General features: G+C 65.1%; 7 protein-coding genes and 3 rRNA genes. All 10 read right to left on the bottom strand.

Annotated elements, in window-relative coordinates:
* Positions 1–15: 15 nt before the first annotated feature.
* Positions 16–660: an HAD family hydrolase gene (locus OG867_RS18155; RefSeq protein ID WP_406286625.1), complete on the bottom strand. Its 645-nt coding sequence runs from the start codon at positions 658–660 to the stop codon at positions 16–18.
* A gap of 71 nt (positions 661–731) precedes the next feature.
* Positions 732–848, bottom strand: a 5S ribosomal RNA gene (rrf, locus tag OG867_RS18150).
* 79 nt (positions 849–927) lie between these two features.
* Positions 928–4,052, bottom strand: a 23S ribosomal RNA gene (locus tag OG867_RS18145).
* A gap of 303 nt (positions 4,053–4,355) precedes the next feature.
* Positions 4,356–5,881: ribosomal RNA gene (locus OG867_RS18140) — 16S ribosomal RNA — on the bottom strand.
* The 16S, 23S and 5S rRNA genes sit together here, the layout of an rRNA operon.
* Positions 5,882–6,575: 694 nt before the next feature.
* A complete protein-coding gene (gene proC, locus OG867_RS18135; RefSeq protein ID WP_328900813.1) occupies positions 6,576–7,385 on the bottom strand; it encodes a pyrroline-5-carboxylate reductase in 810 nt (269 codons plus the stop codon).
* A 74-nt stretch (positions 7,386–7,459) separates the two neighbouring features.
* The gene (locus OG867_RS18130) at positions 7,460–8,236 is read right to left on the bottom strand and encodes an ABC transporter permease (RefSeq protein WP_406286622.1); all 777 of its coding nucleotides are present in this window, start codon (positions 8,234–8,236) and stop codon (positions 7,460–7,462) included.
* Positions 8,233–9,000 carry an ABC transporter ATP-binding protein gene (locus OG867_RS18125; protein WP_406286620.1) on the bottom strand — a complete coding sequence of 256 codons (768 nt, stop codon included), beginning with the start codon at positions 8,998–9,000 and terminating at the stop codon, positions 8,233–8,235. The genes OG867_RS18130 and OG867_RS18125 overlap by 4 nt, the downstream gene beginning before the upstream one ends.
* 61 nt (positions 9,001–9,061) lie before the next feature.
* Positions 9,062–9,841 (bottom strand): class I SAM-dependent methyltransferase, encoded by a 780-nt coding sequence (locus OG867_RS18120; protein ID WP_406286618.1) that lies wholly within the window; start codon positions 9,839–9,841, stop codon positions 9,062–9,064.
* A gap of 31 nt (positions 9,842–9,872) precedes the next feature.
* Positions 9,873–10,415, bottom strand: coding sequence for a hypothetical protein (locus tag OG867_RS18115; protein ID WP_406286616.1), 543 nt, complete (start codon positions 10,413–10,415; stop codon positions 9,873–9,875).
* A gap of 70 nt (positions 10,416–10,485) precedes the next feature.
* On the bottom strand, positions 10,486–12,339 hold the full coding sequence (gene ilvD / locus OG867_RS18110) for a dihydroxy-acid dehydratase (RefSeq protein ID WP_406286614.1): 1,854 nt from the start codon (positions 12,337–12,339) through the stop codon (positions 10,486–10,488).
* Positions 12,340–12,614: the final 275 nt, after the last annotated feature.

Below are 12,614 nucleotides of genomic sequence, written 5' to 3'. Positions count from 1 at the left end.
CCGTGGGTAGACGCGTCAGGCAAGCAATTCCGGCAGCTGGCTCATGTCGGAGAAATACCCGGTCACACCGTTCAGCCGGTCCGCGGGCATCATCGACGCGAACCCGTAGACGTCCATGCCGGCCGCCCGCGCCGCCTCGACCCCGAGCGGGCTGTCCTCGATGACGACGCACCGCTCGGGCGCGACGCCCATGCGCTCGGCGGCGAGGAGGAAGAGGTCGGGCGCCGGCTTGCCCCGGCCGACGTCCTCGGCGCTGAAGATCCACTCCTCCTCGAACCACTGGTCGAGCCCGGTCTTCCGGTGGCTGACCCGGATGCGCTGGTGGCTGCTGGAGGAGGCGACGCAGTACGGGACGCCGTCGGCGACCAGCTTGCCCAGCAGCTCGTCCACGCCGGGGACCGGCTCCAACTCCTCTTCGAACGCGGCGAAGATCCGCGAGTGGAGCGTGACGTCGAAGTCCTCGGGCAGCTTGGTCCCGGTCCGCTCCAGGACGAGGTCGTGGACGCGGTGCACGGCGGACCCCATGTAGTCCCGCAGGGATTCCTCGTACGTGGTGGGGTGGCCCAGCTCCGTAAGGTAGCCGGCCAGGATGGTGTTGGAGATCGGCTCGCTGTCCACGAGCACACCGTCGTTGTCGAAGATGACAAGTTCGTAGCGCATGGCACGACTTTAGAGGGTCGGAACGCGAAAAAGCCCCGTGCCACAAGGGCACGGGGCTCTTCCTAAAAGGAGTTCGGCGGCGTCCTACTCTCCCACAGGGTCCCCCCTGCAGTACCATCGGCGCTGAAAGGCTTAGCTTCCGGGTTCGGAATGTAACCGGGCGTTTCCCTAACGCAATGACCACCGAAACACTATGAAATTAACCAACACCGGATGAAAACACGGCTGTTCGTTATTTCAGAACTAACACAGTGGACGCGAGCAACTGAGGACAAGCCCTCGGCCTATTAGTACCAGTCAGCTCCACCCGTTACCGGGCTTCCACATCTGGCCTATCAACCCAGTCGTCTACTGGGAGCCTTAACCCTTCAAGAGGGTGGGAATACTCATCTCGAAGCAGGCTTCCCGCTTAGATGCTTTCAGCGGTTATCCTTTCCGAACGTAGCCAACCAGCCATGCCCTTGGCAGGACAACTGGCACACCAGAGGTTCGTCCGTCCCGGTCCTCTCGTACTAGGGACAGCCCTTCTCAATATTCCTACGCGCACAGCGGATAGGGACCGAACTGTCTCACGACGTTCTAAACCCAGCTCGCGTACCGCTTTAATGGGCGAACAGCCCAACCCTTGGGACCGACTCCAGCCCCAGGATGCGACGAGCCGACATCGAGGTGCCAAACCATCCCGTCGATATGGACTCTTGGGGAAGATCAGCCTGTTATCCCCGGGGTACCTTTTATCCGTTGAGCGACAGCGCTTCCACAAGCCACTGCCGGATCACTAGTCCCGACTTTCGTCCCTGCTCGACCCGTCGGTCTCACAGTCAAGCTCCCTTGTGCACTTACACTCAACACCTGATTGCCAACCAGGCTGAGGGAACCTTTGGGCGCCTCCGTTACTCTTTAGGAGGCAACCGCCCCAGTTAAACTACCCATCAGACACTGTCCCTGATCCGGATCACGGACCCAGGTTAGACATCCAGCACGACCAGAGTGGTATTTCAACGACGACTCCACAACCACTGGCGTGGCCGCTTCAAAGTCTCCCACCTATCCTACACAAGCCGAACCGAACACCAATATCAAACTATAGTAAAGGTCCCGGGGTCTTTCCGTCCTGCTGCGCGAAACGAGCATCTTTACTCGTAGTGCAATTTCACCGGGCCTATGGTTGAGACAGTCGAGAAGTCGTTACGCCATTCGTGCAGGTCGGAACTTACCCGACAAGGAATTTCGCTACCTTAGGATGGTTATAGTTACCACCGCCGTTTACTGGCGCTTAAGTTCTCAGCTTCGCCACCCCGAAGAGCAGCTAACCGGTCCCCTTAACGTTCCAGCACCGGGCAGGCGTCAGTCCGTATACATCGCCTTACGGCTTCGCACGGACCTGTGTTTTTAGTAAACAGTCGCTTCTCGCTGGTCTCTGCGGCCACCCCCAGCTCAAGCAGCAAGTGCTCTCACCAGTGATGGCCCCCCTTCTCCCGAAGTTACGGGGGCATTTTGCCGAGTTCCTTAACCATAGTTCACCCGAACGCCTCGGTATTCTCTACCTGACCACCTGAGTCGGTTTAGGGTACGGGCCGCCATGAAACTCGCTAGAGGCTTTTCTCGACAGCATAGGATCATCCACTTCACCACAATCGGCTCGGCATCAGGTCTCAGCCTTAACGTGTGACGGATTTGCCTACCACACGGCCTACACCCTTACCCCGGGACAACCACCGCCCGGGCTGGACTACCTTCCTGCGTCACCCCATCGCTTACCTACTACAAGTCTGGTTCATCGGCTCCACCACTACCCTCAACTCCGAAGAGATCGGGCCGGCTTCACGGACTTAGCATCGCCTGATTCAGTACTGGGCGTTTCAAAGCGGGTACCGGAATATCAACCGGTTGTCCATCGACTACGCCTGTCGGCCTCGCCTTAGGTCCCGACTTACCCTGGGCAGATCAGCTTGACCCAGGAACCCTTAGTCAATCGGCGCACACGTTTCTCACGTGTGTATCGCTACTCATGCCTGCATTCTCACTCGTGAACCGTCCACAACTCGCTTCCGCGGCTGCTTCACCCGGCACACGACGCTCCCCTACCCATCCATACAGGCGTTGGCCCTATGTGTATGAATGACACGACTTCGGCGGTACGCTTGAGCCCCGCTACATTGTCGGCGCGGAATCACTTGACCAGTGAGCTATTACGCACTCTTTCAAGGGTGGCTGCTTCTAAGCCAACCTCCTGGTTGTCTCTGCGACTCCACATCCTTTCCCACTTAGCGTACGCTTAGGGGCCTTAGTCGATGCTCTGGGCTGTTTCCCTCTCGACCATGGAGCTTATCCCCCACAGTCTCACTGCCGCGCTCTCACTTACCGGCATTCGGAGTTTGGCTAAGGTCAGTAACCCGGTAGGGCCCATCGCCTATCCAGTGCTCTACCTCCGGCAAGAAACACACGACGCTGCACCTAAATGCATTTCGGGGAGAACCAGCTATCACGGAGTTTGATTGGCCTTTCACCCCTAACCACAGGTCATCCCCCAGGTTTTCAACCCTGGTGGGTTCGGTCCTCCACGAAGTCTTACCTCCGCTTCAACCTGCCCATGGCTAGATCACTCCGCTTCGGGTCTAGAGCGTGCAACTCAATCGCCCTATTCGGACTCGCTTTCGCTACGGCTTCCCCACACGGGTTAACCTCGCTACACACCGCTAACTCGCAGGCTCATTCTTCAAAAGGCACGCAGTCACGACTGTATGTGCAAGCACATACAGCGACGCTCCCACGGCTTGTAGGCACACGGTTTCAGGTACTATTTCACTCCGCTCCCGCGGTACTTTTCACCATTCCCTCACGGTACTATCCGCTATCGGTCACCAGGGAATATTTAGGCTTAACGGGTGGTCCCGCCAGATTCACACGGGATTTCTCGGGCCCCGTGCTACTTGGGTGTCTCTCAAACGAGCCGTTGATGTTTCAGCTACGGGGGTCTTACCCTCTACGCCGGACCTTTCGCATGTCCTTCGCCTACATCAACGGTTTCTGACTCGTCTCACAGCCGGCAGACTATGAAAGAGAGATCCCACAACCCCGCATGCGCAACCCCTGCCGGGTATCACACGCATACGGTTTGGCCTGATCCAGTTTCGCTCGCCACTACTCCCGGAATCACGGTTGTTTTCTCTTCCTGAGGGTACTGAGATGTTTCACTTCCCCTCGTTCCCTCCACACTGCCTATGTGTTCAGCAGCGGGTGACAGCCCATGACGACTGCCGGGTTTCCCCATTCGGAAACCCCCGGATCAAAGCTTGGTTGACAGCTCCCCGGGGCCTATCGTGGCCTCCCACGTCCTTCATCGGTTCCTGGTGCCAAGGCATCCACCGTGCGCCCTTAAAAACTTGGCCACAGATGCTCGCGTCCACTGTGCAGTTCTCAAACAACGACCAGCCACCCACCACCCCACCCAATACAGGCGAGTTCACTGGGGCCGGCAACCGAAGGAACAGACTCAAACGAGCCCGTACCTTCAGATACCCAACAGCGTGCCCGACCCGACCAATCATTTTTCACGTTCCACGCCGAAGCAGTACTAGTGACAAACAACTTGCCGTGCCGAGTAGTCAACGTTCCACCCATGAGCTAACCACCGTCGAACATTTGCCGACGTAGTGGCTCTGGATTCCTTGCGGAATCTAGATGCTCCTTAGAAAGGAGGTGATCCAGCCGCACCTTCCGGTACGGCTACCTTGTTACGACTTCGTCCCAATCGCCAGTCCCACCTTCGACAGCTCCCTCCCACAAGGGGTTGGGCCACCGGCTTCGGGTGTTACCGACTTTCGTGACGTGACGGGCGGTGTGTACAAGGCCCGGGAACGTATTCACCGCAGCAATGCTGATCTGCGATTACTAGCAACTCCGACTTCATGGGGTCGAGTTGCAGACCCCAATCCGAACTGAGACCGGCTTTTTGAGATTCGCTCCGCCTCGCGGCATCGCAGCTCATTGTACCGGCCATTGTAGCACGTGTGCAGCCCAAGACATAAGGGGCATGATGACTTGACGTCGTCCCCACCTTCCTCCGAGTTGACCCCGGCAGTCTCCTGTGAGTCCCCATCACCCCGAAGGGCATGCTGGCAACACAGAACAAGGGTTGCGCTCGTTGCGGGACTTAACCCAACATCTCACGACACGAGCTGACGACAGCCATGCACCACCTGTACACCGACCACAAGGGGGGCACCATCTCTGATGCTTTCCGGTGTATGTCAAGCCTTGGTAAGGTTCTTCGCGTTGCGTCGAATTAAGCCACATGCTCCGCTGCTTGTGCGGGCCCCCGTCAATTCCTTTGAGTTTTAGCCTTGCGGCCGTACTCCCCAGGCGGGGAACTTAATGCGTTAGCTGCGGCACCGACGACGTGGAATGTCGCCAACACCTAGTTCCCAACGTTTACGGCGTGGACTACCAGGGTATCTAATCCTGTTCGCTCCCCACGCTTTCGCTCCTCAGCGTCAGTAATGGCCCAGAGATCCGCCTTCGCCACCGGTGTTCCTCCTGATATCTGCGCATTTCACCGCTACACCAGGAATTCCGATCTCCCCTACCACACTCTAGCCTGCCCGTATCGACTGCAGACCCGGGGTTAAGCCCCGGGCTTTCACAACCGACGTGACAAGCCGCCTACGAGCTCTTTACGCCCAATAATTCCGGACAACGCTTGCGCCCTACGTATTACCGCGGCTGCTGGCACGTAGTTAGCCGGCGCTTCTTCTGCAGGTACCGTCACTTTCGCTTCTTCCCTGCTGAAAGAGGTTTACAACCCGAAGGCCGTCATCCCTCACGCGGCGTCGCTGCATCAGGCTTTCGCCCATTGTGCAATATTCCCCACTGCTGCCTCCCGTAGGAGTCTGGGCCGTGTCTCAGTCCCAGTGTGGCCGGTCGCCCTCTCAGGCCGGCTACCCGTCGTCGCCTTGGTAGGCCATTACCCCACCAACTAGCTGATAGGCCGCGGGCTCATCCTTCACCGCCGGAGCTTTCAACCTTCTCCCAGGAGGGAGAAAGTATTATCCGGTATTAGACCCCGTTTCCAGGGCTTGTCCCAGAGTGAAGGGCAGATTGCCCACGTGTTACTCACCCGTTCGCCACTAATCCACCCCGAAGGGCTTCATCGTTCGACTTGCATGTGTTAAGCACGCCGCCAGCGTTCGTCCTGAGCCAGGATCAAACTCTCCGTGAATGTTTTCCCGTAATCGGGAGACACATCACGAGAGCGGAACGACAAGGTCGGAATAAGACCCGTCGTCCACTGCGTCCTCGCTGTGTTTTGCCTACCCGGACCCCAAGAGGACCGTGTAGGACTTTCAAAGGAACCACCAACCTGCCGAAGCAGGCCGGGGTATCAACATATCTGGCGTTGACTTTTGGCACGCTGTTGAGTTCTCAAGGAACGGACGCTTCCTTTGTACTCACCCTCTCGGGCTTTCCTCCGGGCGCTTCCCTTCGGTCTTGCGTTTCCGACTCTATCAGACTCTTTCGCGTCCGATTCCCGGTCGAAGCGGGTTTCGCTTTCCAGTTCTTCGCTTTCGCGTTTCCCTTTCCGGCGAGTCCGACTCTATCAGATCCTTTCGGGCCTGATTCCCAGTCAGTGGGGCTTGCCTTCCCGGCCGTTGGGCCGTTCCGACGAGTGAGACATTAGCGGAATCCTGGGCCCCGACGCCAATCGGGGTCGCGCTCTTTCGAACGCGGATTCCTCATTTCGCATAAGCACACGCCAAGACATGCGACAGCTGTCGCGTGCTCGTTGTGTTTCTTGCGGAATGGCTGTCCGGGGACCGACCGGGGTCGGCGCTCACGTCGGACAACTCGGAGCACACTACGGATCGGGAGGGGGCGTGTCAACCCCGGGGTTGACCGGGGCCGACGCGTGGGTGTCAGCCGTTGCCGGAGGCCAGTTCACGGCTGCGGTCGCGGGCCGCTTCGAGTGCGGCGATGAGGGCCGCGCGTACGCCGTGGTTCTCCAGCTCGCGGATGGCGCTGATGGTGGTGCCGGCCGGGCTGGTGACGGCCTCGCGGAGCTTGACCGGGTGCTCGCCGCTGTCCCGGAGCATCACGGCGGCGCCGATCGCGGCCTGGACGATGAGGTCGTGCGCCTGGGCGCGCGGCAGGCCGAGCAGGATGCCGGCGTCCGTCATCGCCTCGACCAGGAAGTAGAAGTACGCCGGGCCCGAGCCGGAGAGCGCGGTGGCCGCGTCCTGCTGGGACTCCGGGACGCGCAGGGTCTTGCCGACGCCCTTGAAGATGGCGTCCGTCGAGGCGAGGTGCTCCCCCGTGGCGTGGCTGCCCCCCGAGATGACGGACATGCCCTCGTCCACCAGGACGGGGGTGTTCGGCATGACGCGGACGACCGGGGTGCCGGCGGTGAGGCGGTCCTCGATGAACGCGGTCGTGATGCCGGCCGCCGCGCTGATGACCAGGCGGTCCGCGGTGAGGTGCGGGGCGAGCTCATCCAGAAGGCGGCCCATGTCCTGGGGCTTGACCGCGAGGATGAGGATGTCGGCCCGCTTGGCGGCCTCCGCGTTGGTGACCGCGTCCACGCCGTAGCGGTCGCGCAGTTCCTCGGCCCGGTCCGAGCGGCGGGTGGTGACCAGCAGGTTCGACGGGCGCCAGCCGGCCCGGATCATCCCGCTGAGCAGGGCCTCGCCGATCTTGCCGGTACCGAGGACTGCAACTGTCTGGGTCATGCCGTTCACCCTCCGGGCGGTGCTCGATGTGCGCGGTGCTCAGTGCTCGTCGGCGCCATCTTCGCACCGCCCCGTCAGGCGGTGCGGCGGCGGAGGGTGGCCGCGCCGAGGGCCAGGACGAGCAGGGCGCAGCCCGCCACGATGAGGATGTCCCGGACGAAGTCGCCGGTGACGTCGGTGTGGTGGAGCACCTGGTTCATCCCGTCCACGGCGTACGACATCGGCAGCACGTGGGAGACGGCCTCCAGGAACGGCGCCATCCGGTCGCGCGGGATGAAGAGGCCGCAGAGGAGCAGCTGCGGGAAGATCACCGCGGGCATGAACTGCACGGCCTGGAACTCGGAGGCCGCGAACGCCGAGACGAACAGCCCGAGTGCCGTGCCGAGCAGCGCGTCGAGCAGGGCGACCAGGAGCAGCAGCCACGGCGACCCCATGACGTCCAGGCCGAGGGCCCACACCGACAGGCCGGTGGCCAGGAGCGACTGGAGGACGGCGACGGCGCCGAAGGCGAGCGCGTAACCCGCGATGAGGTCGCCCTTGCCGAGCGGCATCGAGAGCAGGCGCTCCAGGGTGCCTGAGGTGCGTTCGCGCAGGGTGGCGATCGAGGTCACCAGGAACATCGTGATCAGCGGGAAGATCCCGAGCAGGGAGGCGCCGGTCGAGTCGAAGGTCCGCGGGCTGCCGTCGAAGACGTACCGCAGCAGCGTGATCAGGAGGACCGGGATCAGCAGGAGCAGCGCGACCGTACGGGGGTCGTGGGCGAGCTGGCGCAGGACGCGGGCGGCGGTGGCGAGGGTGCGGGCCGGGCTGAGGGGCGCGGTGCTCGCGGCGGTGACGGAGGTGCTGCTCATCGGGCGTTCTCCTTGCGGGTGGCGGCCGCGTCGACCAGGTGGAGGAAGGCCGCTTCGACGGTGTCGGCGCCGGCGGCGGCGCGCAGGGCGTCCGGGGTGTCGTCGGCGAGGATCTCGCCCTCGCGCATGAGGAGGAGGCGGTGGCAGCGCTCGGCCTCGTCCATGACGTGGGAGGAGATGAGGAGCGCGGTGCCGCGTCCGGTGACGAGGGTGTGGAAGAGCTGCCACAGGTCGCGGCGCAGGACCGGGTCGAGGCCGACGGTCGGTTCGTCCAGGACGAGCAGGTCGGGGGTGCCGAGGAGGGCGACGGCGAGCGAGACGCGGGTGCGCTGGCCGCCGGAGAGGTTGCCGGCGAGGGCGTCCTCGTGGCTGGTCAGGTCGACCTCGGTGAGCGCGCGGGTGACGGCCTCGTGGCGGGTGTCGCGGTGGGCGCGGCCGGGCTGGAGGATCGCCGCGAAGTAGTCCAGGTTCTGCCGGACGGTGAGGTCGGTGTAGACGGAGGGCGCCTGGGTGACGTACCCGACGCGGGGACGGAGGGAGGGGTGTCCTGCGGGGCTGCCGAGGACCTGGAGGGTGCCGGTGACCTTGGCCTGAGTGCCCACGACGGCGCGCATGAGGGTGGATTTGCCGCAGCCGGAGGGGCCGAGGAGGCCGGTGATCCTGCCGGGTTCGACGGTGAAGTCGAGGCCCTTGAGGACCGTGCGGCTGCCTCGTTGGACGGTGAGGCCACGGGCCTCGACGGCGACGCCCGAAGAATTCATCATGTGATGAATATTGGCTCCGGCGAGGCATCGCCGTCAAGGGACGGGGCGTGACCGACTCGGCTCAGCGCACGGCCGCGTGCAGCTCCACGACGTACGCCTCCTCCACCGTGCCGTCCGGGAACTCCGCCAGGAGCAGGGCCCGCTCCTCCGCGAGGAAGCCGCGGGCCGCCTCGTCGTCGGTGGTCAGGAACGCGGAGTGGCTGCCGAGGTTGTCGAGGTGGGTGGCGAGGGGGACGCTCCTGGTCCACGGGACGCGGCGGTATGTGAAGTCGAGGTCCGGCGGCAGGGCGCGGCCCTGGGTGGCCGAGCCGTGGGCGATGCCGCGGCCCAGCTTGCCCGGCTCGACGCCGAAGAACCGGACGAGCCGTTCCTCCTGGGCGCCGAGCCACGGGACCGTGCTGTCCGCGACGTTCCACCAGAGGGCGAGCGTGCCGCCGGGCCGCAGGACGCGCCGGGCCTCGGCGGCCGAGCGGGCGGGGTCGGTCCAGTGCCAGGACTGGGCGTACGTGATCAGGTCGGCCGAGGCGGTCGCGAAGGGGAGCCGGTTGCCGTCGCCCTGTACGAGCGGGACGTCCGGGAGGTCCCGGCGCAGCTGGGCGGCCATGCCTGGCCCGGGTTCCACGGCGACGACGCGGGCGCCCCGGTCGAGGAGGCGGCGGGTCGCGATGCCGGTGCCCGCGCCCACGTCCAGGGCGCGGGCTCCGCGCAGGGGGCGTCCGGCCAGGTCCTCGACGGCGTCGAACAGCGCGTCCGGGTAGCTGGGGCGGGCGGCGGCGTACTGGGCGGCGGCCCGGTCGAAGGACAGGGCCCGCGAGGGCTGTGGGGATGCTGTTGTGGTCATGCGGCCATCGTGCCCGGTGGGTCCGGACGCGTCAGCCGCGGCGGCCCTTCTTCTTGCGGGCGGCCGGGTTGCCGGTGCGGGAGGCGCGGCGCTTCGCGTACCGGGCGACGGCTTCCTCGTACTCCGTACGCCTCAGCTTCTCGCCGGGCGCCTCGGTGAACGTACGGAAGAAGTACGCGAGCAGCGAGCCGACGAAGCCGATGGCCTTCAGGCCGCGCAGGTTCTCCTCGCGGGCCGGGTCGGCCGGGCGGCTGCTGAAGCCCTCCCAGGTCTTGCGGAAGGCGATCGCGCTGCAGATGGCGAACATCGCGACCACCAGCACGCCGACGAAGCCGCCGACGTCGGCGATCTCCAGGCCCTGGTACGCGAAGCGCAGGACGAGGCAGGCGGCCGCGGCCGCGAGGAGGGAGCCGACGGCGGCTCCGGCGCGGCGCAGTCCGTAGTGGCCGTCGTGGGCGACCCAGGTGGTGCCGAAGAAGCGGAGGGGCTCGGGCTGCGGGCCCTGCGGGGTGCCGGCCGCGGGCTCGGACGGGCCGGGGGCCGCGCCTTCGGGGGTCTCGCTGTTCTCGCTCACGGGGTCGATTATCCCGCAGGTGCGGGAGCGGCCGGGGGGCCGTGGGTGCGGTCCCCCGGCACGGCTCGGGTCAGCCCAGCTTCGAGACGTCGCGGACGGCGCCCCGGTCGGCGCTCGTCGCCATCGCGGCGTACGCGCGAAGGGCGGCCGAGACCTTGCGGTCGCGGTTCTTCGGGGCGTACACGCCGTTCATGGCCTCGCGGCGGGTGGCCAGCTCCTCGTCGGGGACCAGGAGGTCGATCGAGCGGTTCGGGATGTCGATCCGGATGCGGTCGCCGTCCTCGACCAGCGCGATCGCGCCGCCGGACGCCGCCTCGGGCGAGGCGTGGCCGATGGACAGGCCCGACGTACCGCCGGAGAACCGGCCGTCCGTGATCAGGGCGCAGGTCTTGCCGAGGCCGCGGCCCTTCAGATACGAGGTCGGGTAGAGCATCTCCTGCATGCCGGGGCCGCCCTTGGGGCCCTCGTAGCGGATGACGACGACGTCGCCCTCGCCGACCTGCTGGGTGAGGATCTTCTGGACGGCCTCCTCCTGCGACTCGCAGACGACGGCCGGGCCCTCGAAGGTCCAGATGGACTCGTCGACACCCGCCGTCTTCACGACGCAGCCGTCCACGGCCAGATTGCCGCGCAGGACCGCGAGACCGCCGTCCTTGGAGTAGGCGTGCTCCGCGGAGCGGATGCAGCCGCCCTCGGCGTCCTGGTCCAGGGTGTCCCAGCGCTCGGACTGGGAGAACGCCTCCGCCGAGCGCACGCAGCCGGGAGCGGCGTGCCACAGCTCGACCGCCTCCGGCGCCGGGGAGCCGCCGCGCACGTCCCAGGTCTTCAGCCAGTCGTCCAGCGACGGGCTGTGCACGGAGTGCACGTCCTCGTTGAGCAGGCCCGCGCGGTGCAGTTCGCCGAGGAGGGCGGGGATGCCGCCGGCCCGGTGCACGTCCTCCATGTAGTACGTGCGGTCCTTGCCGACGTTGGGGGCGACCTTGGCCAGGCACGGGACGCGGCGCGACAGGGCGTCCATCTCGGTCAGGCCGTAGGGGACGCCCGCCTCCTGGGCGGCGGCCAGGAGGTGCAGGATCGTGTTGGTGGAGCCGCCCATCGCGATGTCGAGCGCCATGGCGTTCCCGAAGGCGGCGGCCGTGGCGATGTTGCGGGGCAGGACCGATTCGTCGTCCTGCTCGTAGTAGCGGCGGGTCAGGTCCAGCACCGTGCGGGCGGCGTCCTCGTAGAGCGCCTTGCGTGCGGTGTGGGTGGCCAGGACCGATCCGTTGCCGGGGAGGGAGAGGCCGATGGCCTCGGTCAGGCAGTTCATCGAGTTGGCGGTGAACATGCCGGAACAGGAACCGCAGGTGGGACAGGCGTTCTCCTCGATGCGGAGGATGTCCTCGTCGGAGATCTTGTCGTTGACCGCCTCCGACATCGCGTCGACCAGGTCGAGCGTGCGCACCGTGCCGTCGACCAGCGTGGCGCGGCCCGACTCCATCGGGCCGCCGGAGACGAAGACGGTCGGGATGTTCAGGCGCAGGGCCGCGTTGAGCATGCCCGGGGTGATCTTGTCGCAGTTGGAGATGCAGATCAGGGCGTCGGCGCAGTGCGCCTCGACCATGTACTCCACGCTGTCCGCGATGAGGTCGCGGGAGGGGAGGCTGTAGAGCATCCCGCCGTGGCCCATGGCGATGCCGTCGTCCACGGCGATCGTGTTGAACTCGCGCGGGATGCCTCCGGCGGCGGTGATCGCCGCGCTGACGATCCGGCCGACGGGGGCCAGGTGCGTGTGGCCCGGCACGAACTCCGTGAAGCTGTTGGCGACGGCGATGATCGGCTTCCGGCCGATGTCCGCGCCGGGTACCCCGGAGGCGCGCATAAGGGCGCGGGCGCCCGCCATGTTGCGGCCGTGGGTGACTGTGCGGGACCTCAGCGTGGGCATCGTCTTTTCGCTCCTTCTGCGTTGAAGACTGTTCTTGAGCGTACGCCGTTGGTGCCAGGATGTGGACCGGGTGTCCGCTATGCGGAAGCTTTGGGGGTGGGCGGTGCCTGCGGCGGGCCTGTCCCCCTACCCGCCCCTTCCCGAAACCGGGGCGCTGCCCCGGACCCCGCGCCTCAAACGCCGGCGGGGCTGGGATGCACGCCGGATGGTTTCGGGGCTTCGCCCCGGACCCCGCTGCTCAAGCGCCGCGGGTGGAAGGCTGCAGCGGCAAAATC

It is taken from the genome of Streptomyces sp. NBC_00209 (assembly GCF_045206345.1).
Taxonomy (GTDB): Bacteria; Actinomycetota; Actinomycetes; order Streptomycetales; family Streptomycetaceae; genus Streptomyces.
This window is presented reverse-complemented; position numbering and strand designations above follow the sequence as displayed.

Bases quoted from the DNA above. Each gene is read 5' to 3' on its own strand.
- OG867_RS18155 (WP_406286625.1), bottom strand. From the start codon at position 660: ATGCGCTACGAACTTGTCATCTTCGACAACGACGGTGTGCTCGTGGAC.
- proC (WP_328900813.1), bottom strand. From the start codon at position 7,385: ATGACCCAGACAGTTGCAGTCCTCGGTACCGGCAAGATCGGCGAGGCC.
- OG867_RS18130 (WP_406286622.1), bottom strand. From the start codon at position 8,236: ATGAGCAGCACCTCCGTCACCGCCGCGAGCACCGCGCCCCTCAGCCCG.
- OG867_RS18125 (WP_406286620.1), bottom strand. From the start codon at position 9,000: ATGATGAATTCTTCGGGCGTCGCCGTCGAGGCCCGTGGCCTCACCGTC.
- OG867_RS18120 (WP_406286618.1), bottom strand. From the start codon at position 9,841: ATGACCACAACAGCATCCCCACAGCCCTCGCGGGCCCTGTCCTTCGAC.
- ilvD (WP_406286614.1), bottom strand. From the start codon at position 12,339: ATGCCCACGCTGAGGTCCCGCACAGTCACCCACGGCCGCAACATGGCG.